This is a genomic window from Duganella sp. CF458 (genome assembly GCF_900113115.1).
Classification (GTDB): Bacteria; Pseudomonadota; Gammaproteobacteria; order Burkholderiales; family Burkholderiaceae_D; genus Rugamonas.
The window spans coordinates 403,883-425,900 of record NZ_FOOF01000002.1; the positions used below are offsets into that span (position 1 = coordinate 403,883).

The 22,018-nt window shown below is 55.5% G+C and carries 23 protein-coding genes and 1 pseudogene; 13 read left to right on the forward strand and 11 right to left on the reverse strand.

Annotation, left to right across the window (positions count from 1 at the left end; all coding sequences use genetic code 11):
• Nucleotides 1-5: 5 nt before the first annotated feature.
• Genes BM269_RS05060 through BM269_RS05080 form a run of 5 tightly spaced genes read left to right on the forward strand, consistent with a single transcriptional unit; the run spans nt 6 to nt 6,017 of the window.
• Nucleotides 6-2,624, forward strand: coding sequence for a type VI secretion system Vgr family protein (locus BM269_RS05060; RefSeq protein WP_090435932.1), 2,619 nt, complete (start codon nt 6-8; stop codon nt 2,622-2,624).
• Nucleotides 2,621-3,439 (forward strand): DUF4123 domain-containing protein, encoded by an 819-nt coding sequence (locus BM269_RS05065; protein WP_090435933.1) that lies wholly within the window; start codon nt 2,621-2,623, stop codon nt 3,437-3,439. The genes BM269_RS05060 and BM269_RS05065 overlap by 4 nt, the downstream gene beginning before the upstream one ends.
• On the forward strand, nt 3,436-4,041 hold the full coding sequence (locus BM269_RS05070; RefSeq protein ID WP_090435934.1) for a DUF3304 domain-containing protein: 606 nt from the start codon (nt 3,436-3,438) through the stop codon (nt 4,039-4,041). The genes BM269_RS05065 and BM269_RS05070 overlap by 4 nt, the downstream gene beginning before the upstream one ends.
• Entirely contained in the window at nt 4,038-5,744 is a 1,707-nt protein-coding gene (locus BM269_RS05075; RefSeq protein WP_170860282.1) for a T6SS phospholipase effector Tle1-like catalytic domain-containing protein, read from the forward strand. Before BM269_RS05070 ends, BM269_RS05075 begins: the two co-directional genes overlap by 4 nt.
• 15 nt (nt 5,745-5,759) lie before the next feature.
• Nucleotides 5,760-6,017: a PAAR domain-containing protein gene (locus BM269_RS05080; protein WP_090435936.1), complete on the forward strand. Its 258-nt coding sequence runs from the start codon at nt 5,760-5,762 to the stop codon at nt 6,015-6,017.
• Nucleotides 6,018-6,032: 15 nt separating this feature from the next.
• Here the strand turns inward: BM269_RS05080 and BM269_RS05085 are convergent, their stop codons facing one another.
• From BM269_RS05085 to BM269_RS05110, 6 genes are all read right to left on the reverse strand, one after another.
• On the reverse strand, nt 6,033-7,319 hold the full coding sequence (locus tag BM269_RS05085; RefSeq protein ID WP_090435937.1) for an alanine racemase: 1,287 nt from the start codon (nt 7,317-7,319) through the stop codon (nt 6,033-6,035).
• Entirely contained in the window at nt 7,319-8,686 is a 1,368-nt protein-coding gene (locus BM269_RS05090; protein WP_090435938.1) for a D-arabinono-1,4-lactone oxidase, read from the reverse strand. The genes BM269_RS05085 and BM269_RS05090 overlap by 1 nt, the downstream gene beginning before the upstream one ends.
• The gene (locus BM269_RS05095; RefSeq protein ID WP_211482662.1) at nt 8,683-9,036 is read right to left on the reverse strand and encodes a c-type cytochrome; all 354 of its coding nucleotides are present in this window, start codon (nt 9,034-9,036) and stop codon (nt 8,683-8,685) included. Before BM269_RS05095 ends, BM269_RS05090 begins: the two co-directional genes overlap by 4 nt.
• A gap of 133 nt (nt 9,037-9,169) precedes the next feature.
• Complete coding sequence (locus BM269_RS05100) at nt 9,170-11,203, reverse strand: hypothetical protein (protein WP_139232668.1); 2,034 nt, start codon at nt 11,201-11,203, stop codon at nt 9,170-9,172.
• A 31-nt stretch (nt 11,204-11,234) separates the two neighbouring features.
• Entirely contained in the window at nt 11,235-11,915 is a 681-nt protein-coding gene (locus BM269_RS05105; protein WP_090435940.1) for a TetR/AcrR family transcriptional regulator, read from the reverse strand.
• A gap of 84 nt (nt 11,916-11,999) precedes the next feature.
• Entirely contained in the window at nt 12,000-13,262 is a 1,263-nt protein-coding gene (locus tag BM269_RS05110; RefSeq protein WP_170860283.1) for a TonB C-terminal domain-containing protein, read from the reverse strand.
• Between the two features lie 647 nt (nt 13,263-13,909).
• Here BM269_RS05110 and BM269_RS05115 point away from each other — a divergent pair.
• The 5 genes from BM269_RS05115 to BM269_RS05135 are packed head-to-tail and all read left to right on the forward strand — an operon-like array spanning nt 13,910 to nt 16,499.
• The gene (locus BM269_RS05115) at nt 13,910-14,326 is read left to right on the forward strand and encodes a PAAR domain-containing protein (RefSeq protein ID WP_090435942.1); all 417 of its coding nucleotides are present in this window, start codon (nt 13,910-13,912) and stop codon (nt 14,324-14,326) included.
• Nucleotides 14,326-14,829, forward strand: coding sequence for a DUF4123 domain-containing protein (locus BM269_RS05120; protein ID WP_090435943.1), 504 nt, complete (start codon nt 14,326-14,328; stop codon nt 14,827-14,829). Before BM269_RS05115 ends, BM269_RS05120 begins: the two co-directional genes overlap by 1 nt.
• Nucleotides 14,822-15,169 (forward strand): hypothetical protein, encoded by a 348-nt coding sequence (locus BM269_RS05125; RefSeq protein WP_090435944.1) that lies wholly within the window; start codon nt 14,822-14,824, stop codon nt 15,167-15,169. Before BM269_RS05120 ends, BM269_RS05125 begins: the two co-directional genes overlap by 8 nt.
• Complete coding sequence (locus BM269_RS05130; RefSeq protein ID WP_170860284.1) at nt 15,169-15,765, forward strand: restriction endonuclease fold toxin 5 domain-containing protein; 597 nt, start codon at nt 15,169-15,171, stop codon at nt 15,763-15,765. The genes BM269_RS05125 and BM269_RS05130 overlap by 1 nt, the downstream gene beginning before the upstream one ends.
• Nucleotides 15,762-16,499 carry an immunity 52 family protein gene (locus BM269_RS05135; RefSeq protein ID WP_090435945.1) on the forward strand — a complete coding sequence of 246 codons (738 nt, stop codon included), beginning with the start codon at nt 15,762-15,764 and terminating at the stop codon, nt 16,497-16,499. The genes BM269_RS05130 and BM269_RS05135 overlap by 4 nt, the downstream gene beginning before the upstream one ends.
• Before the next feature lie 98 nt (nt 16,500-16,597).
• Here the strand turns inward: BM269_RS05135 and BM269_RS05140 are convergent, their stop codons facing one another.
• From BM269_RS05140 to BM269_RS05155, 4 genes are all read right to left on the reverse strand, one after another.
• On the reverse strand, nt 16,598-17,458 hold the full coding sequence (locus BM269_RS05140) for a hypothetical protein (RefSeq protein WP_139232669.1): 861 nt from the start codon (nt 17,456-17,458) through the stop codon (nt 16,598-16,600).
• Between the two features lie 68 nt (nt 17,459-17,526).
• Entirely contained in the window at nt 17,527-18,540 is a 1,014-nt protein-coding gene (locus BM269_RS05145) for a tetratricopeptide repeat protein (RefSeq protein WP_090435947.1), read from the reverse strand.
• A gap of 51 nt (nt 18,541-18,591) precedes the next feature.
• Nucleotides 18,592-18,912: a type II toxin-antitoxin system RelE/ParE family toxin gene (locus BM269_RS05150; RefSeq protein ID WP_090435948.1), complete on the reverse strand. Its 321-nt coding sequence runs from the start codon at nt 18,910-18,912 to the stop codon at nt 18,592-18,594.
• On the reverse strand, nt 18,909-19,199 hold the full coding sequence (locus BM269_RS05155) for a type II toxin-antitoxin system Phd/YefM family antitoxin (RefSeq protein ID WP_090435949.1): 291 nt from the start codon (nt 19,197-19,199) through the stop codon (nt 18,909-18,911). Before BM269_RS05155 ends, BM269_RS05150 begins: the two co-directional genes overlap by 4 nt.
• A gap of 195 nt (nt 19,200-19,394) precedes the next feature.
• Here BM269_RS05155 and BM269_RS05160 point away from each other — a divergent pair, with 195 nt between their 5' ends.
• From BM269_RS05160 to BM269_RS05170, 3 genes are all read left to right on the forward strand, one after another.
• Nucleotides 19,395-20,231, forward strand: coding sequence for an SGNH/GDSL hydrolase family protein (locus BM269_RS05160; protein WP_090435950.1), 837 nt, complete (start codon nt 19,395-19,397; stop codon nt 20,229-20,231).
• Nucleotides 20,222-20,698: an SDR family oxidoreductase gene (locus BM269_RS05165; RefSeq protein WP_090435951.1), complete on the forward strand. Its 477-nt coding sequence runs from the start codon at nt 20,222-20,224 to the stop codon at nt 20,696-20,698. The genes BM269_RS05160 and BM269_RS05165 overlap by 10 nt, the downstream gene beginning before the upstream one ends.
• Before the next feature lie 63 nt (nt 20,699-20,761).
• Complete coding sequence (locus BM269_RS05170; RefSeq protein WP_090435952.1) at nt 20,762-21,022, forward strand: Rossmann-fold NAD(P)-binding domain-containing protein; 261 nt, start codon at nt 20,762-20,764, stop codon at nt 21,020-21,022.
• 747 nt (nt 21,023-21,769) lie between these two features.
• Here BM269_RS05170 and BM269_RS05180 read toward each other — a convergent pair.
• A pseudogene (locus tag BM269_RS05180) lies at nt 21,770-22,018 on the reverse strand (hypothetical protein); the annotation flags it as partial.

Here is a 22,018-nt window from a genome sequence, read left to right on the forward strand (position 1 = left end):
CTGCCGTGGACAATGCCCTGCTCAGCTTCTTCCAGCAAGACAAGGACCTGATCACTGACAACCGTCCACTGCGCCTGCGACTGGCCCATCCCACCCAGATGCTGGAAGACGTGCTATTGCCGCAGGTGGTGCACGGTACCGAAGCAATCTGCGGCAGTGTTGAATACCGCATCATGTGCGTCTCGCTCGATGCCTTCATCCCGTTGAAGGAGTTGATTGCGCTGCCGGTGGCAATCGACATCGTTACCGACCGTGGAGACCTGCGCAGCATTTGCGGCATCGTTACCGAAGCTCGCGCCGGAGATAGCGATGGCGGTCTGGCCAGCTACCAACTGGTGCTGCGCGACGCGCTCTCCATCATGGAGAAGCGTACCAACACTCGCGTTTTCCGCAACAAGAACGAGGTGGAGATCGTCACGCTGATCCTGGACGAATGGATGCAGACGAATCCGATCATCGGCACCTGCTTCCACTACGAGATGGACGAATTGTTCGCGCACCAGGTCTATCCGCAGCGTGAATTCACCATGCAATACAACGAATCAGACGCCGCGTTCATCCGGCGGTTGCTCAAGCGCCGCGGCATTGCATGGTACTTCCGCGCGGACCAAGGCAACTCGCCATCGCATACGATGGTGCTGTTCAATCATCCGGATAGTTTGTTGCCGAGCGCCGCAGGCCTGGTGCGCTATCACCGCGATGCATCCACCGAAGAACGCGACACCATCAATTCCTGGTGCGCGGTTCGCACACTTCAACCTGCCAGCGTGACCCGTTTCAGCTGGGACTACAGGAATCCACGGAGTACGGACTTCATGCTTGCCGTTACCCAAGGCAATGCAGACCAGGGCGAGTCGGGTAACGAAATGGCCGCTAGCCTGGATGACTACCAAGTTCTGTCGCCGCATGCAGGCGACGATTACGACGACTTGTGCCGGCTGGGCGAGTTGGCCATGAATCGCCACGACCTTGATTCAAAGTGCTTTCACGGCGAGGGCAGCGTACGTGACATGTGTGTTGGAGAATACTTCACGCTTGATGGCCATCCAGAGATTGACGGCCACGCTGACGGTGACCGCGACTTTGTCCTAACTTCGATGCAGCGTGCGGTTTCAAGCAATCTTTCCCAAGGGCTTGCAGAACGGGTTCAACGTGTTTTCTCGCGAAACCGTTGGCTCACGGGCGATGGGTTGTCGTACTTCGATCCGAATCAAGCAAGTACGCGCGTAAGGATCGCTCTCACGGCAGTGCGCCGCGGAATTTCGATTGTGCCGGGATACGACCCGCGAGTCGAAGTTCCCAATGTTCCGATGCAGAGCGCCATCGTTGTAGGTCCAGCGGGCGAAGAGGTCTATTGCGACGAATTGGGCCGTGTGAAGATTCGATTTCGCAGTACGCGGCCCGCCGATCATGAACACGCGCAAGGAGCGGGCGCTGCCGACAACGATGCCGACTCGGCGTGGGTACGTGTCGCAAGTGCCTGGGCTGGAAATGGACCAGGAAGCTCAAATCAATGCGGAAGCTTATATCTGCCGCGTGTCGGAAGTGAAGTGTTGGTGGCGTTTCTCGCTGGCGACCCGGATCGGCCAGTGGTTGTCGGCCAGGCGTACAACGAGATTGCGCAACCACCAGCGTTGAGCCAAGCAGGAGACTTGCCAGGTAACCGATATGTTTCTGGAATTAGAAGCCGTGAGATTCGCGGAAGCCAAGGCAACCAACTGCGCTTTGACGATACGACGAGCGAGGTCGGTGCGCAATTTGCGAGCGACCATGGATCCTCTCAACTGAACTTGGGGTACTTAACAATGCCTCGTACGGATGGAGGTGCAGGGCGGCGAGGCGAAGGCGTTGAATTGCGTAGCGACAAAAGTGTTGCCGTCCGCGGTGAGGCCGGAATTATCGTGACCACAGAGCGATCCAGCCCAACTGAAGGACAGCAGATGGACGCCGAAAGATTGACTTCTCTTTTCGAGGGCATCGTCAAGCTGGCTAAAGAGCTGAATGTACGCGCTACGGAAAACGCTGGGGACCGTCAGACGGTAGCGCAGTTAGAAAAGGCACTCGTCGACCTGAGGACGTTTGAGACGCGGCAACCTGTTCCGATGGTCGCTTTAGCTGCAACGATGGGCATAGTTCATGGAAGCGATGCTGGATTTTCGGTCGTAGCTGCGAAAGATATCGATCTTGGCACGTCCACGAATATTTCCCTCTCGACTGGTGAAAACACAGCGATTCGAGCGGCCCAAGATATCAATCTGTTTTCGAATGAAGGAACGCTCAACGCGATTTCGGCGGGCGGAAAGGTTTCTATTCAGGCGCAAGCAGATCAGATGGAAGTTCTCGCGAAGAAGGTCGTCGAAATTATCAGTACCTCGGAGTGGATAACTATCAGCGCGAAGAAGGGCGTCCGTATAAATGGTGGCGGATCTGAGATAGAGCTGACCTCAGGTGGAATAAAAGGCTATACGAGCGGGAGCCACCATATGTATGCGGCCGATCATCAGACGTTTTCCGGGAAAGGAAAAGTCTTGCAATTCCCCGGGGATAAGCAAGTTCACAAGGTCTGTGTTCCATGTCTGGCGATTGCTGCTCAAAGCCATAGCCCATTCGCGCCATCAAAATGAACGACTACTCGACATATGCGCTTATGGATGCATCCCTAATGATGGATGCAGAGCAGAAGCCTTGGACGAAGAGTAAGCACCGTCCTAGTTGGATGGTCTCAATCTACGAGCGGCCAGCGTGGGATGTTAGTCCATTCATAGTCGATATTGAGTCGGCCTACCTCGGAAACAAGATCGATATTGTAATGGCAATGTCGAATTTTTTACGGACCGGGATTCACGTTTCATTTATCGACACCAAGCTCTCCGCTATGGAACTTGCAGACCACCTTCGCCAATTCGGCTACGTAGTAGACGAAGCCAGAGGAGAACTCACATTACGGCTTGCGGATGGTATTGCCATCCCTTGGATTCAAGAGGTAATGAGTCCGGAACAATGGGCCGCGATCCATAAGCCAATTCGTCGTTGGCGATTTCACTCGCGCGACGGCCGGCTCGTTGAACTGCCTGCCCCTGAAGACGTTGAACCAGTGGATACTCCACTCAAATTCTCAGCGCATCAAATTGCCGCTCTGGAAAAATCACATGAACCTGATCACCTCATGTCTAATCTACGAGCAATGCGTAACGATCATCTTTGGGCACCGACTCCGCAATTGGAGATTGAACTTGCTGCAAAAATTCTGAAAATATGGAGAGACTCTGGGCAGGTAGATTCGTCGACTCTTCTAATATTTGCGCGAGCGGTATTTGACACAAAGGGGCGCCTGCTAGATCTACCTTCTCTAATGCAGATCCTTTCCCAAGACGACCCGGTACTTGTGCGGCGGACTATTGAGCGCGCAGCCGCGTCGCAAGAAGAAGGGCGGCCATGAGGTTCTTCGCCGAGTACAGATGGCCACTTTCGTTGGTAGTCATGATCAGTGGTGCCTTGATCTATTGGGGTACACAAGATGAGGACAAGGTCTGGGTATCGATCGACGCTGTGCATTATTTCCCGCCAAACCATCGAATCGATGAGTTTTACGTAGACCGGCTCGCTTATGGAAATTCTGGCTTTGATGGATACGCAGATATGGGAATGTGCTGCGTATGGTTACCTAGACGCTGGCGGCCAGGAATGGTGGTTGATGTCCGTTGGATTGTAAGTGACTGGACGGAGTCTCCATTAGATGACAAGGAGCACTTTGACTGGGAAAAAGTAAAACTTGTTGGAATCTATCGTGCAAAGGTCCCGGTGGAACGATATGAAGAAGCCGACGATGTCTTTGTTCACTTCTTTAATGGCGGGAAGATAAGGGTTGCGCCAGGAATTCGCGATTTCCGGGACAAGAAGGACATAGAGAAGAGCATCACGAACGCTGAAGCAAATGCGATAGTTGGCCAAAAAGTCAGCGAGGCCTTTACGGCCAAAGAAGAAGCCGACATTCTCGAAGAGCGCGAACGGTGGAAAGAACGGAGGAGAAGATGGCCATGATGGAGACGAATCTGTTTGCGTCTGCGGGACCAGAACCATTTCTGAAAAGGATGAATGAGTTCAACGCTGGCAGCGCTAAATCAACGGAATGTGAGGTCGCACTTCAATTTGGCTTGTTCTTCGACGGTACTGACAATAACTATGAGCGCGACAAAGCGGTGCTAGGAGACTCCAACATTGCTCGGCTTTGGAAGTCATATCCACGACGGCCAGAAGAAGGAATCTCGCGACTCTATGTCCCTGGTGTCGGCACGAGATTCGCTGAGATAGGTGCGGAAGCCGAAGGATGGCGCGGGACCGCATTTGGCATCGGTTGTGAAGCGCGGGTTTTGTACGCTTTGCTGAAGACACTAGAATTTGTTCGCCATTTCATAGATCCGCAGAAGCCGGCATTTACCAAGGACCAATTGAACGTACTCTGTCAGTACAACTTAGTGACGTCGAAGGCAAAAGAGCAAACACTGCTGAATATGGGGCTCGCATGCGGCCTACAGGAACTTGGCGACGATCTTGGTCGACGGCGACAAGCCTATTTTTTCAGAGAAACAGCAGATCTTGAAAAGACGTCACGAAGATCAGCTGTGCGGGTGAAAAGTATTGTCATCGACATTTTCGGCTTTTCTCGCGGAGCTGCCGAGGCCAGGGCCTATGCAACGTGGCTTTGCGAGACCCTAGTTAGCGGAAGATTTGCAGGCATTCCGCTAACGATCCGCTTCATGGGATTGCTCGATACCGTCGCCTCTGCAGGCTTGGTCGAGATGGTCACCAACGCGTTGAAAAAATCGACAGGTGGCCACACTGGATGGGCTCGTCCCGAATCGCTACGCATCCCATCCCAGGCGAAAAATTGCGTGCACTTCGTTGCGATGCATGAATTTCGAAAGAACTTTCCTGTCGACTCAATCTTCAAAGGAGGAGCGGATTCGCCAAATTTTCATGAGTTCGCATATCCCGGATCTCACAGCGACGTCGGCGGCGGCTATGCCCCAGGTGACCTTGGGATTGCGGCAAATATTGCAGCACCGCTGGCCGACGCAATGAAGCTCTCGCAGATTCCGCTTAACCATTTGTACGAATATGCGCTTGCTGCCGGCGTCCCACTTAGCAAGGATTCTGCTAGGGACAAGCGTTCCCACTACGATCCGTTTGCCGTGTCGAAAGAACTTAAGTCCGCCTTTAAGTCGTTCCTGAGCATAAATGGCGCTGACAAACGAACTCTCGCAGACTGGGCAAAAATTTACCTTGCCTGGCGTTGGCATATTCGAGAACGCTACAGCGAAGTTGGCCATGTCCGGCGCGCAAAGAAAGACCAGCATCTGCTGCTTTGGGCAAATCGCAAGTTGATAACGGATGCAGAGCGCCTACTCTCGAAAGGCGGGAGATCGGAGCGTGTTTATGCAGTAAAAGACATGGTGTATAAGGCAGGCCCTTCAGTCTTGGATTTCGTAACGCCGGTCGCCATTTCGGATGAACTCGAGGACGAGGCAGGTGCAGTGTTGAAGCAAGCTATTGCTTCGGGAATGCCGGGAAATGGGTTCACTGAGTTCTTTGACAGTTACGTCCATGACTCATACGCAGGCTTCTGCGCGGACTTAAAGGAACCGACAGGTTACTGGCGTTACAGAAAAAGCTTCCAGGGCTCTGATAAGCCGTTGAATGCCGGCCTGGATGATGGAAATGCGAAAGACCAGCGTATCGCATAACGAGGGAGGCTCTACATGAAGAACTCGAAAGGAAAAGGAGTAATTCGGCTTGGCGACGCAACTTCGCATGGCGGAAAAGTCGTCATGGCTGATCCCAGCTTCACGGTCTTAGGCAAGCCGATCGTATGCGATGGGCACGCGACAATTTGCCCAAAGTGTCGAGGTGTGTTCCCAGTCAAAGTTAGCAGCTCAGAGCGCAAGCACAAAGGCAAAGCAGTCGCCTATGCAGGTGATCAGGCAGCATGCGGCGCGAAGCTAATTTCCTCGATTTGATTTCAGAATCGTCAATTAAGGCATGGCTTCCATAACCGCCCAGCGCTCTGTAATTCTTCCATCCTCCATAACAGCGATATCGCCGAACTGCTGCAGCACAGACTCGCTTTGCCGCGGCCGGAAGAAAACATAATCATCCGCCTGCAATTGTTGTGCCCCCGATCCCAGCAAGGCTTGCTGGTTGGACGAATTTCCGTAAAGGCCGCTTGCCGCCAGCCCAGCTGGCGACACCGGATCAGCCATCCAGTTGCCCCCATAGACGAAGTAGACGTGTTCCTGGTTCACATCCCAAGCGCGTGCCGCATCGCCCAGCACTTCAACGCCAATCGGCATCTGGAACCGTCGATCCGCCTTCAGTACAGGTGTAGCGATGAAAGCCGCAGGAGTTAAATCCTGCAGCAGGTCAGTATCAAAGTCGCTCGGCTTGACGAGTGCAGAGCCCAGCGCAAGTTCATTGGCGGCCCCGCTACCGTCATGCAGCCGGTAGGTCGGTGAACCTCCAGCGTTGAACACCAGCGCATCTGCCGCACTCGAAGCGCGCATCCCCTGCGTAGCGATACCCGCATAATCGCGATAGATGGCTTTAGCTTCTGTGAGTGCCTTTTCCCGCAAGCTCGCCAACGGAAGCTTGGCAACGTGCGCGTCATAACCCATGATCCCCGCCCATTGCAGGCGAGGCTCTTCACGCAGGATGGCGAGCATCTGCTGCAGCATTTGGGCGCTATCCACGCCGCCACGGTGAAGGCCCACGTCGATCTCCAGGCTGACGCGCATATCCAGTTGCTGCGCCATCGCCAGGTCGCGATACTGTGCCAGGCGCTGCGGAGTATCCACCAGCCACTGCAACTGCCGCTCAGGCTGGAACTGCCCACGCTGGAAGCTCCGATAAAACTCCGCCGCCGCTGCAACTGGCAAAGGTTTGCCCAGGAGGAGGTCCACATCCGGGCGCTGCGCAGCGAGTTGCTGCAAGTAGGGCAGGTTGAACACCATCAGCCGGCGCGTTTGCATGGCTTGCATCAGAAGATCAAGCAAAGACAGGCAGGGCAGGGATTTGGCCACGAGCCGCAATGGCAAGCGCCCATTCACGTTGCGCATCACCTGCCGCGCATTGGCCTGCAGGCGGTCGCGGTCGATCACCATGGTTGGCGTGGCAATGCCCGCCGCACGTAATGCCTTCGACGCGCGCGCAAAGTATTCCGCATGCGGCGCGCCCTTGTCGCGTGGGCGCACCGCCAGCGCTGCGGCACCTACCAGCCCAGCGCCAATGGCCGTAATCACAGCTCGTCGTTTCAACGCCACCATCACGCCACCCCGAACATCGAGCGCAAATGCGGATTAAGCATGCGGCCCTGCGGGTCCATCTGCTGCCGCAGCGCCAAGAAGTCGTTCCAACGCGGATAGAGCGCCGCCAGTTCCTTCGCCGTCAGGTTGTGCAGCTTGCCCCAGTGCGGTCTGCCGCCATGCTTGCGGAAGATTGGGCCCAGTTCGGTCACAAGGTATTCGTAAGCCTCACCGTGCGCCGCGTGCACGGCAATGGAGCAACTGTCACGCTTGTGGAAGGGGCTGAGCCAGGCGTCATCACCTTTAATGAAACGGAACTCCATTGGGAAGAACACTTCATTGCGCTTCTCCAGCGCAGCGACGATCTCGCGTACGCAGGCAATGCCCGCCTCGCGCGGCACGTGGTATTCCGTCTCGTTGAAGCGCGTTGGCCGCACCGTGGAAAGCAGCTTCCACGACCGGTTCTTTGCCTCCTCGGTCAGATCCGGATCGATCAGTTTTCCCGCGGCCCAGCGCCGCAAATCCGGGAACTTGCCGAGCCAGTCGCGTAGCTTGCGCAGATCGCTCAGCATCTCCTCATCCTGCGAATGCGGCACCAGCACATCGCTGCCTTGGTACTCGTCGTGCGCAATGGCCGCTGCATAACCGGTGAAGGGGAGGTAGTAGAACTCAAAATGCCGATGCTTGCGCGCCAGCTCGCCCGCCTGCTCCAGCATTTCACCCAAAGGGCGCAGCCAAACCTTGCGGTGCAGGCTGAAGGACGGCACTACCCGCATTGTCGCCTGCGTGATCACACCCAGGCTGCCGAGGGAAACGCGGGCCGCCGCCATTTGCTCTGGATGGCGCTCCTGGTCCCACTCCACCACCTGGCCTTGCGGCGTGACTAGGCGCAGCGCCATCACGTCCGCATGCATGGCCTGCAGATTTGCGCCCGTGCCATGCGTGCCGGTGCTGACGGCACCGGCCAGCGACTGTAGGTCGATATCCGGCAGGTTGCGCAAGGCCAGCCCAACGCCATCAAGCTCGCGTGAAATCGCAGCTAGGCGGGTGCCGGCGCGCAATGTGGCGGTCATGGCCGCCTTGTCATGCGACAGCACGCCGGACATTCGCTCGAGCGAAACAATCGTGCCGTTGGTAGGCACCAGGGGAGTGAAGGAATGGCCTGCGCCAACACAACGTACCGTACCGCTGGCATTGCGTAGCAGATCCGCCAGGGCCTGTTCGTCGGCAGGCGTAGCGAGTGACTGCGCCTGGCATTGTTGCACTTCCGACCAGTTCTTCCAACGGAAGGGGCGTGGCTGCATCGGCGCAGCCTGCACGCGGCCCGCAAGCAAACCTGCCGCTGCGGCCATGGCGCCGGCTTTCAGGAATAAGCGACGCTGCTTCATGATCCGCTCCTCGCCATGAAGAGGGTAAGCGCGCGCAGATCATCCGCGCTGCAGTCGTTGCACTGGCCCATGGCCGGCATGGCGTTGAAGCCATCGCTTGCGTGCCGCACCAGTTGGTCGATGCCCTTGTCGAGACGCGGCTTCCAGTGCGGTGCAAAGCCAGCGAGTGGCGCCCCACTGCCGTTCCGCCCGTGGCAAACCATGCACGAACGCTCGTAGCGCTCCGCCAGCTGTGCTTCGAGTGGGCGGGAAGTCTCAGCCCATTGCAGGTCGGCCGCAGCCGGTTCCTGTTTGGAGACAGAACAGGCACCCAGGCCCGCCAGCATTATCATGCCCAACAACGCTCGCATCGACTCCCCTTCTTCAAGTGGAACAACGTCAAATGAGAATAACGATGAACCTATAAAAAAACAATGTTTTTACATCGGCGCAGGATTTTGAATGCTAAAAAAGCAACGGCATCGAATTTGAACTTAAAGCGGGTCAAGATGGCATTTGGCGTGCAACAACTTGCGAAGCAAATGAACATTCACTCAGAACTTTACGAAGTGTTCCGATCTCTGGGGGACTGAACGTCCACCGGCTAGCCACTCCGACAGGCTCCGTTTGATCAATCCCTGGTATGGGGAAGTCTTCCAGCCGGAGCCTTCGACGGTAATATTCGGCCTTTGCAGGTTTTGCAATAGCTCGGGTCAACGCATCACCAACCTGCAGATCCTTATTGAAGGAATCTACATGGAACACGGTTTGATGCGTCCCTTCTTCGAAATCTTCGAATTGCGGTCCTGCTGCAAGTAGGATGTTGAATAGCGTATCCAAATGCACGAAATAGGGGTCGAACTCCCGGGTGCCTTCCAACATGTAAGAGTTGGATACTACGACACCTACCACAGTTTTGATGTCCCGCAATAGTTTCGAAAATGGGCTAGACATTATCATTTGTCGTAAGACAGATGGGCAGTCTCGCAAATGGTCCCGTTTTCTGATTGCTTGTGACACCTTTGCTTGTAGCCCAAACTCTACGTCCCAGAATTCATGTGCAGTTGCTGGATGCATCACATTTCGGCACTCAAGCACGAACGCGGTATCTCCCCAGATGAGCAATGCGTCGATATCTCCAACGGCCGTGTTCGCAACGTTAAGTCCGGGCCCTAGAACGAATGGTTTTTCTTGAAGCGGACAGCGGATAGAGGCAATTGAAAGTGCGTCTACCACGTCCTGTTCGAACATTCGACCTCGTTTGCTGTTAACCACTCGAAGGTGTTCGGTCTCTTTGGCCCAGCTTGTCACTAATCTCATCGGATGAGATCCAAGTAGGGGAAACCAGGCGATCAATAGCTGCTTCTCTTGTCGTAGAAGCGGGTGTTGCCACAGCGATTGCTCGACTTTTCCACCAAAAACGAAGTAGTCAATTACGCGTTGAGCCTGCTCAGCTTTGATTCGCAAGGCCAGCGCTAAAGTCCGGACGAGAGTTACCTCGTCAAGAGTTTTGGCCACGCAAGAGTTGTATTCGGAGCTATTTGGTTCATAGCGACTAGACTCAAGCATGCTCTGTGCGGCGAGTCCGCCTAGTCGGAGCCACGCGTCATAAACCTGCCAAACAGTTAAACCCGTAACGATCCCGTGGTTCTCCCGCATTAAACCAAGCGAGTTCTCTTCCGTAATAGCGATGCGTTGAATTGCGAGTGAGAGGATAAGTTGTTGTAATCGCTCGGGTAGATCACCTAGGCGTTTAACCTCAATATTTCCGCTTTGGTCGTGGTGAAGGAAAAGCTCGTCCATTGTCGCTTCAGTAAGCTTCAATTTTCGAAGTTCGTCAACGTCCCGATGGTACTTCAAAGCGCGTCGTGAGAGGTCAATTGTTGACTGCATAGACAGTGCTGAGTTCGCCTCGGATGTGTGATACAAGTAGCCAAAATCGTAGAGCTGGAATTCAGTGTTAGACCAGAGCGCGCTCTGCCATTGACTTTCAAAGTTGTCATAGAACTGAGCAAGTGTTATCGCGCCTTGCAAAGCCTGCTCTGCATCCCAGACGGGAGGAGAAGGCTCGGCGATACCAAAACCGCGGCGCTTTGACATTGCGCTACGCAAGACATGTCGTGAAGAATCTGTCAGGTGCTCGAGTAACTCTTGCAATGTATATCGTGCCCCTAGGATGTTCTTTACTGGACGCCCATATGTTATTTCTTCCGCCGACACATGCTGCTTGCCTTCAAATGCGCTGGCTCCTTGGAGTTGGAGACGGAGGTAACCATCATTCAACTGTCGCACTAAGCGAGTTCCTATTTCTGCAACGGACAGCAAGTGTGTTTGCCGCTCAAGTTGTTGAAGGCAGTCGCGTACCTTTTCCAGCCTTCGGTGTAGAAAAAGTCCGAAGGCGTGGAGACTTTGGTCACGAGAACCGCCGTCTGAATGCTTGTGGAAGGCGTCGTTCCATTTCTCGATACAAAATCCCATTGAGACGGGGAACTTCAGTTCTTTATTGTTTCGATCTCGCAGGTACTCGAGGAAGCTCATTAGCCAATCCTATTATGTAGATGAGAAATGGTCAGCTGCGTATGTTACTTTTTTCAAGTTGTGGATGAACTCGGAAGCGATGCAGAATGCCTATTAGCAGCACATCAATCAACGCATCCAGATGCCGATTGAATTCGTCATGCTCAAACCAAGGTTCGTTCTCACCGAATACCAAGCGCAGCGACACCATCCCGTGCAAGCCTTCCCAGAATATCTGAGCGATCGCTTCCGCCTGGTCTGGCGGGATCTGCCCAGTGCTAGCCAGGTCGACAAAGAGCTGACAGGCAAAGGCATACGGATCCTGCCCTTGGTTGCCATGTTCTACGCGCGAGCTTTCCACCGGCGCGTGCGGCCGGCGCTCCATGAAGACCAGCGCATACTGATCGGGGTGGCGCATGCCAAAGGTCACATAGGCCCGGCCCACGCGGCGGATGTTATCGATTAGCGGCAGCTTCGCATCCATGGCATTGCGCATGGCCTTCACCAAGTCGAGAAGGTCGCTGTCCATCGCCTGTGTAATCAGCGTGGCTTTGTTCTGGAACAGGTTGTAGACCACGGTTGTCGAAAACCCGGCCTTCTCCGCCACTTTGCGAAGCGTGATCTCGCGTGCACCGCCGGCTTTGATCAATGCACGTACGGCCTTGATGATGTCTTTACGACGCTGGTCGGATTCACGAAGTTTTCGAAGCTCTACGCTGTTGGACTTGTTCATTCGGTTGTCTCAAGTTCGCTTTACGCGACCGAGACTAGCACGCGGCCTTCATAACCATCAATGAAAATCAGCGTCGAAACCAGCTTATTGCAAGCGAATGGCAGTGTCGAACACCCATGTTCGACGGATTTCAATGACATCGTACTGACGCGCGAGAGCAGGAGGAAAAGCACCATAAGGCGCCTGGCTGGATATGACTTTTCGGATTGCCTCGTCGATTGCGGTCACGCCGCTGGAGACAACAAACGTCACCTTTTCCACGGAGCCGTCAGCCCGGATTGCCACCGTCACCATTGGTGACACATGGCGCTGTTTTACCACCTCGCGCAGCGTGTCGAACGCCATGTTCAGCTCAAACTTCTTGCTCATCGCCTCTGCATACTGAACCAGATCAATGTTTGGATCGGCTCGTCCGAAGAGCCAACCGCGGCGGAGGCCGCTAACCGTGGGAAGTAGCGAGCGTGATGGGTTCTTCGCCGCTGCATCCCGTTGGGCCGCCTCTTCGTTGAGTTGCCGGCCGATCGCGCGCAGGCGCTCTTCACGTTCTTCCTCTTGCTTGGCCTTTTCACGTTGCGCCAGTTCGCGCTTGGCCTGCTCCAGTCGTGCAGCCTCTTGTTTGGCCGCTTCTTGTCGGGCCGCCTCTTGCCTGATGGCGTCTTGGCGCGCTGCTTCCAGTTGCTGCGCCTGGCGTGTTGCTTCGAGCTGCGCTTGCTTGGCTTGTTCGTGTCGCGCTGCTTCTTTGCGTGCCGCCTCCAAGCGCGCAGTTTCGGCGCGTTGTAGGTCCTGGCGGGCCAATTCTTGCCGTGCCATTTCTTCTTGCGTTGCGCGCTCTTGGCGGACGTTCTCCTGTCGGGCGAGTTCCTGACGTTCGGCCTCCCTACGTGCAGCCTCCAATTTGGCCACCTGCTCCGCACGCGCAGCATCCAGTCGCAGTTGCTCTTGCCGGGCGGCTTCGAGCTGCGCTTGCTTAATTTGCTCCTGGCGCATGGCCTCTTTGCGGGCGGCCTCCACGCGCTCGGCCTCCGCGCGTGCGAGCTCTTGTCGAGCGAGTTCCTGACGTTCGGTCTCCAGGCGGGCGGCTTCGAAACGGGCCGCCTGTTCGACGCGGGCGCTTTCCTGACGGAGCTGCTCCTGGCGCGTAGCTTCACGCTGGGCTTCGGCGATTAGCTCAGATTGACGCAGTTTTTCTGCGGCTTGCCGCTCTTGCTCCAGCTTGGCCTGTTCAAGCGAACGCTCTTGGACTTCCTGTTCGGGCTGCTTTTGTGGGGCCTCGTTGGTTCTTGGAGCAACGATTGGCGGTGCGGCGGGCGCCGTTGGCAATGGAACATCGGGGCGCTTAGATGCCACTGTGGGCTCTGGTGCCGGCGCGGGAACGGGAGTTGGGGCAATTGTCGGTGTGGGAGGTACTGCGGGCGATGACATGGGCATTGTCGTCACCGTGTCCACAAGCGCGGTCTTCTCGGTTGCTGGCGGTGCCGGCGTGGGGACTGTTGGCCTTGCAGGTTCGGCTGGCAGTTGCAGCGGTGCGGATATGGGCGCTGCAGGCTCTTGTGCCGGCAGCAGCAAGACCTGCAAATCGTTAGCCCCCAGTCGGCGTTCTTGCCAAGGAAATTTGAGCGCGGGCAGTCCGAATGTCTGGCCGCCCAGGGTAATGCTCAATAGCAGCGCGTGAACGAATCCGGAGATCACGAGCGCAGAGCTCAGTCGCCACGGTTCGCGCTGAAAGCTGTTGAATCGGCCGAGTGTCATTGCTGAGGACATCCGCACAGACTATCACAGAGGCAGGGTTTATTGATCAACTGTCAACTGCGGAGAGAAATATGCAACACGCCTGCCTCTAATTCCTTCGGAAATCAGACGGGGCCTCGTGGCACTTGGCGTTGCCGCAACTGTGTGGACTGTGAGTAAAAAACTTAGTTATCATTGGAAATTATTTATTTTGCAACCAGTTCCAGAAGCTGTCCCTCGAACAGCCGAGATACCAGGAGTTTCGATTGAGCCGACCTCTCATCGTTATGGGTGATAAAACTAGTCACGGCGGTACTGTAATTAGTGCCGATATGACTGTCGACATTCATGGGAAGTATGTCGCCCGGCTCGGCGACATGACTTTCTGCCCCAAATGCAAAGGGACCTTTCCTATTACTGTCGCATCGGGTGATTTGTTCGATGGAGCGGGCAACGGTTACGCACGTCATCTGGACAAAACCGCCTGCGGGGCGACTCTGATTTCAAGCCAAGTGACGACGACGTGGGGAAACCAGAGTTCAGCGGGTGACCCCGCAGCGGCCGAAAAAGCAGAGGCCCTTACCGCGGCCAGCGTAGTGGCTGCGCCAACTGAGTCCGGCATATGCCTTGACTGTTTGCTCAAGGCGGCGGCTGCCGGCAGCGCTCTAGTGGTGCGCGATTGATGGCTTCTTTTGATGTTTTGAATCGCCTGCACTATCTGCAGCAAGAGCATCCGGCATTAGGGTTATACGGACTGCTGGATGGTGCGCAATATCTCGAGCAAACGGGAAAGCGATTTTCGCCGAATCAATGCGCAATTGCGCTGTTCTCGGAAACAGTGGATGCCCCATTGGCGTTCGCCGGTCCATGGCTTATCGATGCAGGGGCGGCTGACAATGAACTGATCGAGGAACTGGTTGGCTTCGAATGCAAGTCCTACGGCGTAAGTTGGCTGATTGCCCATCAAGACATGCAGGCGCTCGCCCAGATTTTAAGGCTTCGCTTGGAGACCGAGCTTCCTGACGGGCGGCGGGCGCTGTTGCGGTTCTGGGATCCGCGCATATTGGCAAGCCTCGTGAAAATTTTCACCCCAGAGCAGCGGCGTGAGTTTTTCGGATACATTTTTGAGTGGCATTTGCTGCTTGATCGCGAGAAGCGCGTCCGAATTGGGAGCAGGGATGTTTAAGTTGAGTCATGCTCAATATGAAGCACTACGAGCCCGGGACTCCAACCAATTTGTCGATGTCGTTTGCGACCAGTTCCTCGAGAGTAGGCCAGAACTGGCTGGTGTACCAGGCAGGACCGCAATCTACGACAGGATGTTTGGAGCATTCAATTTTGCCAAGGGATTAGGCTTCCGGTCGACACCACATGTGATCCGTCTGATGTACCTTTCTGCGGATGCGCCAGGTATTCATGCCGATCCAGTAGTCTCCGCTCACCTTCGCCGCCCCGGTGCGTCGCCTGAACAGCGCTTGGACGATTTGCTGGCTGTCGTACGGAATAAATTGAAAGGAATGGGCTAATGGCTAGCATAGCGGTGCCATTAATTGAAGCGGCTGCCACTCGCGTGCTTGCTGGGTTAGGTGTTGGTGTGGCGGGCTCAATTGCCGTGGACTCGGCAAAGAAGCGTCAGGAAGCGGCCGACAAAGCGGCATCCACGCCGATTGCACGGGTGGACGCATGCACAGATGACAGTAGCAAATGCAAGAATTGTCCGCCGGACAAGGGGGCTCCGTACTTAAGGAATACCGCTGGCTGGTCCGACGATTCAATTACCTATCAGGTTCGCATTGCGCAGATGCCACCAGCTCCGACAGGATTTCTGACCGAATGGCTTTTCAATGGCGTGACCTTTGATGGCTTCGACTCTGCACAGTGCCTGCTTAAAGAAGCAAAGGCTCGCTACGATCAGTTTTTCGACATGTTTCGCCAAGTGCGTCCTTGGTGGAAGGATGGTGCCGATAAAATCATTGACGAGGCTTATCGCCAGGCTGCAGCAGCCATGCCGAGGCCACCTGTGCAGCTTAGATGGCACTTCATGGAACCTATTAGCTATCGCTATTTTTCCAGAATTATTAACGCAGCATATCCCGATGTTGAGGTCGTGTTCCAACCATGAAATCTCCTCCCGCAATGGAGCTCTCCTTCCGCAGGGGACAGCCAAAATTGATAGACGTTGAGACGCAATTAAATGAGCTATATGAGTTCTCTCGCGTTGTCGCACCGTATTCCGAATTGCTTGAGCGCTGGTGGCTAAGCTCGAGTAGCAGTAAGGCCGATGCGCAGATGTATGAAGCGTTCGACGCCAACGGCCCAACTACCGCGGCCCTGGCAGTTTTGAGCCAAAAGAACCTGGGCGTCCACGACCTGCGCTCAATCTCGCTGTGGAATGGAGCCGAAAAGGATGCAGAGAGCGCGGGTCTCTCTTCTCGTGTAAATATTCTTGGCAGGCCAGATACGGTCGAATTCTCACTTCGCCTGAAACCAGAGGTAGCAGACTGGCGCGTGCCGGCTTCCTGGTTGACCAAGGCAGTTTCGATTTGGCAGCCAAGTGTTTGTACTTTTGGGCCGTTCTGGTACAGCGATCATAAAGTCTTTGAAGACAGGCCTGGCGTTAGCTGGATGCTGTATCTCCCGCAGACACTGGCGCAACAACAGGTTCCTGAGGCCCGTGCCCTTGTGCCCGTGGTAGGGAAGGACGAGAAGGGTAAAGACAAACAGATTGGCACGATCGTCGTTAGCGTCATTGACGAGCCGTTCTCCGACGAGAACCTGGAACATGTGAAAATCGCGAACGCGATAGAAGTCCGCTTGGTTGATCAAGACCTGCTGCCAAGGTATGCGGATCTCTGACGGAATTTGGCTTCTGGCTCTGTATGTCTTCCAGTCAGGCTGTATTGCGCCTAGTGCAGGAAGCTGCGGGGAAGCCAGGAAAGCCGCTCCCCGCTCAGTTAGTATGGCTTGGCAACGATCAAGTTGATCGGAACTTCAATCGTCGTGAGATCCCGATACGAAGAGACTTCGATTTTGCCGGCGCTGATCGGGCCAGTGAAGCGCCATTGTGCGCTCACGGTAGTGCCATTGGTGCCGCCTTGCCTCGAATAAGCTCCTCGTTCGCCGCTGATCGTGGAGCCATCCGCCTTGACGATCTTCACAGCTGCGATCCCCATCAAACGATCATCGCCGCTCAGGGTGATCGACGTCGAATCAATATTGGAAATGACGGAATTGCCCAGGCCAACGTCAAGCTTGGCACCAACCTTCGGCTGGAACGGCACGCTGTTGCGGGTGATCGAAGTTGCGACAGGCAGCTTCACAAAACCGCTAAAGGCAACGCCGCTCACGCCGCCATCCGGAAGGCGGGAAACCGAGAGCGAAACCAGGGTCTTCTTCCCGTCCTCACTCACTTTGCGGAAGCTCGATGCCTTGACTGGTCCCAGCGACGTTTGGGTCTTGTTCGGGAGAATTGCCATCGCGGTGATTTTGGAATCGTCGTTGCTGAACACCGGGATGTCGGCGATAACGCGGTCTTTGAAGATGACGACAGCGTGAGTCTCCACGGACTCCTGGTTCCCGAACGTTCCAAACGGGGTCAGGTTCTTATCCCGACCTGGCGGCGCTTCCAGGAACGTGGCGCCGATCTGTTTGACCGTTACGTCAGGCGTCGCCGCAACGGCAGCAGTGCTTGCGGTAAGCGAAATCAGTAGCGCCGGAAGGATGGACTTCGTTGTTTTCATTTTGATAATGGCTTGAATATTAAAAAGCCCATGGTTTTCCATGGGCCCTGATGAATCGAACTTCAGATCGTGCAAGTATCGCACAGGCAGTACGTGCCGGTCGGAAACATCGAGATCTCTTGGCCACAGCTCGACTAGCTTCTTCAGAGCATGCCGAGCGCCAGATTCCAGGGCCAACCAGTTTGCCCGCGCCTGGTGGTGCGCTGCTGCACAATCGCTTTGGACAGTTTGTCGTCAATCTTGTTTGCCAACGTATCGCGCCGCTGAACAATCTTGCCCGCTTCAGCACTGTTTGGCGCCCATAGCAGTTCTTCCTTGCAGGCCAGGATACCTGCGCGCTCAATCATCACCTGCGATTGGTTGTACAGCCATCGCAGGAAGTGCTGCGCGCCATTTGGCGCCAGCCATAATTCGCCATACATGTCGACGTACTCGGCGGCGGTCGATGGATCTTCCAGGTTGCTGCCGTGATGAATCAGGAGTGGCAGAGGCTGGCTTTCATTCAGCAGCAACTCGGCAATGTAGTGATTAGCGGCGAAGCCGCGGCGGAACGCAGTCGCGGCAGCCACCCAGTTATCGTCGATAGCGTGGCACAGGCCCAGTTCATACCAGTAGGGAGGATATTCCGCGGCCTGCTCTTGCAGGACGACGGCGGCTTCCTTACGCATGCCGGCACGCAGCAGCTCTGAGCCAACCAGGAAACGCGCGCCCTGGTTGTCGTTTGGGTTACGAGCCATCATCAGAACGGCTATCTCCGCCGCCTCCTTGTGCTTGCGGCGGCGTGCAAGGCAAAGCAGCGCGATCTGCAGCAACCGCAAGTACGGGCGGTTTTCCAAGTGACCCCATTCGATCTTGCCAGGAAACCCTTCAGGCATCAGGTCATGGGCGGCGTCGAGCCCGCGCTGCGCCGCTTCGAGTGCTTTGACTGGCTTGTCCATGTCGAAATAGTTCGACGCGAGGAAGCAGTGCGCATCCAGCAGCCATGGAGTCAGCTTCAGCTGCTCTTCAAGCGCGGCCTGGAGGCGCTTATCGCTCAAACGGCCTTGTTGCCACAGGTCGGCAAGCTCGTCGAACTTTTCACCGGCAGCTCGTGCGGCGTTGCTGGAATAGTCGAAGGCGCCTGAATGGTCTGGGAAAATCTGGAATTGAATGGACATGGAAATTACTGTCTGGATTGCAGCTGAACTGGAAAAATTGCGATTCGGTCGCTATGCCCTCAACATCCGCTCGACAAGATGCGTCATGAAATCTCTCTCGGTCGAGAGAAACATGCGGATGAAGATTGTGTCGTCCCTGACCTCATAAATGACTCTGGTGCCTTCAGTGATCCTTTGCCGGATCACCAGCTCCAAGGCTACGCATTCGTCAGGAACAACACCGGCGAGAGGAAATTGTTTTATTTGTGCGAAAAGGTCTTTGAATGATTGTTTGAATTCTTCAAGCCTTGCCGCTGAATGAGTTTTTTTGAATCCGGCCTGGATCTCTTGAAAATCAGTCTTTGCACTATCAAGGACAATGATCTTGGTCATCTGGCCTTGTCCATCTCGGCGAAGAACTCTTCTTCAGAGACAAATTTGCCTTCTTCAATTTCCTTGGTACCGAGGGCAAGCAACTTCATCAGCGCCATGCGCTCCTGGTACATCTTCTGCCGTTCTAGCGATTCTTGATAGCTCTTGATACTGATGACGACCATCTTTGCTTCCCCGTTTTGAGTGATGATCATCGGACCAACATCCTCTTCATCAAATCTTCTGACGATTTCCGTGGTGTTTGATTTCAGGTAGGAGATTGGCTTGATTTGCTCGGTGATGTCCATAGTGACCTCTCGGAAGGTGGACTAATTATAGTCCGAATTTAGTCCATATGAAAATTGCCTGTCACGCTGCGAATCCGAGTAAAGACTCAGAATCTTCCAAATTAGACAATAAATTCAATGACTTGATGAATTCGTAACGCGAGCTGACGGCCTACCTCTTCGAGCATTAAGCTACGGCACAACAGAGGAGTTCTCATGTCAAACGAACAGATTCAATGGCTCATGAAAGCGCTGCAACCCGAGAAGACGCTGGGCTCGTTGCCGGGAATTGCAACGCTCGCCGAAGACGATCTCGCCGCGCTCATCGGCATCGATCCCGACCTTTACCGATCAAAGCGCAAAGCGATGCGTCAAAACGCAAAGGACGCTGCCGCCGCGCTGCTTGACGAACCAAGCATAGGAAAGCTGGTCGACCAACTCCCGCTGCACAAGGGCGCGCAAATCGTCGTATTCGGCGACAGCCTGACCGCCGACCCGCAGTCCTGGGCAGTGATCCTGGCGGAACTGCTCGCTGCGCGCCGGCCCGATGACGCCTTGAGCGTGACCATCAACGCAGTCCCAGGTGAAACGACAGCGCATGGTCTAGTGCGGCTTGGCGAGTCCCTCTCGCGCCAGCCCGATTGGTTGATCTTCTTCATGGGCATCAACGACGCCCGAACGCAGGGACCAAAGCCGACCAAAACGATCGTCGGCCACGAAGAAACCGCGCGCAATCTCGCCGAAATGCGCAGCCGCGCCGTAGGCGAATGCAAGGCGCAGCGCCTGTGGATCACGCCGCCTGCAGTCAACGAAGAACAAATGGCAGCGCATTGGGGCTTGACACGCTTCGGCGTCCGCTTCCGCAACGCGGACGTGGCGCAGGTTGCGAACCATGTGCGCGGCCTTGGCGACCCAGTGATCGACCTTTTCTCAGCCCTGGGTGCTCCGCCCGCGCAGGAACTGTTGATGGACGATGGCCTCCACCTTTTACTTGAGGGGCAAAAGCGCATCGCGCGTGAAGTGCTCCGCGGCTGGAGTGCGCTATGTTCATGAAGTATCTCGTGACAGGCGCAACTGGAAACATCGGCTCACTGGTAACCCACCGTCTGATTAAACGTGGCATCCGGCCTTGCATCTTTGTCCGCGACACAGCAAAGGCGCGCGCGCTGTTTGGCGACGCTGTCGACATACGCGTTGGCGACTCGGGCGCAAGCCAGCTGTCATTAGCCGCCGCCTTTGCCGGGATCGACACGCTCTTTCTCCTCAATAGCGGCCCCGATCTTGCCGCCCGCGACCGTGCAGCGGCGCGTGCCGCCAAAACAGCCGATGTAAGTCACCTGGTCAAACTCTCGACACTGGACGTCTTGACTGGCGTTGGAACGGGGTCCTGGCATGCCAAGAGTGAAACGGCAGTGCACGAGAGCGGATTCGATTACACCTTCATCAGGTCGGCAGGCTTCATGACCAATGCGCTGTATTGGGCGAAAGCGATCAAGACCGAGCGCGTACTGCGGTCCTAGACCGGTGAGGGTAAGATCGCCTTCATCCACCCGGCCGACATCGCTGATATCGCCGTCCATGCCATGACTACGCGCGATCTTCGTCGCCAGGACGTGGTGATCACTGGGCCGAAAGCATTGAGCTATGCCGAGATGGCGGACGTGATCGGTGCCGCAATCGGAAAGCGCATTCGATACGTTCCCATCAGTGACGCTGAGGCGAGCTTCGGAAGCGATGCCTATGCGAAAGCGGTGACCGATATCTGGCGGGCGATCAGGGAAGGGCGCGTGGCCACGGCGACGGACGCGGTTCAGCGCATGTGCTCTTCATTGTGCGGAGTTTGATATCTGAAGTCGAAATGCTTCGTCAATTCACATAATACAAGGTGTGGAGTCTAGCGCGACGGTACCTCAAGCCCTCGAAGTCATGGACTGCCCAACTTGTTCACTCGTCACCGCCAGTGGGCAGGAATCGTCAGTCCGAGCACTCGCGAAATATTTTCGAGTGCGGCGATAATCTCGCTGTGTCGGTTCTTATCATAGCCTCCCCCAGAGTCCCGCTGCGATAGAACGCTTTTCAACTCAGGAAGATTATGGAGGCCCAAAGCGTAGAGATTTCTCCACGTCAACTCACCAAACACCTTGTATATGACTTCAGTACCGTCTCGATCACTGACCAATCGCGTCGGCCCCAACAACTTTAGTAGAGTCTCTTCAGCCTCTTCTTTGGTTTCGAAGGTATGTAGATGTTGCAACGGAGCTCCAACGCAGAGAGGTGAATTCGATGGCCCGGCACGAAGAAACTCCCTCCCGCCGAGCAGATTGGCTAGAATATTGCATGTCGGAACTCTAGGCTGTCAACAACCATTGATTGGTTTGGTCACCTTGGACTCGCTTCACGGTGTCAACCAGAAGTAAGACTACACAAGGACACGCATACTGGGAGAGGCTCCACGTAGCTGGATCACCGCCGCTTGTATCCAGCATTCCAAAGTGAGCGGGATTACCCAACTGCGCGGCAAATAGCGTCGGCGTTCAAACGTTCCAGCTGTGTTGGCTCGACTCGATAGTCCGGTCTGAATAAATCAAAATTCAGAGCGACGTCAGTTGCCATCGGGACTGACGGCGTATCGCCAGGTTCAGTGACGACATTAGGTCGGCGGAAATCTGGGCCAAAAGAAGCCGTAGCTTCCTGAGGATCATGCGCAGGTTGTGCCCGCATCCGCACAACAGCGCATGGAACGCATCGCCGTCGGTCCCTTTCAGCCAATTACGCCGCAGGCGCCCGTCATTTTTCATGTGCCCGATTGCTGGCTCGATGGCGCTGCGGCGGCGGATGTC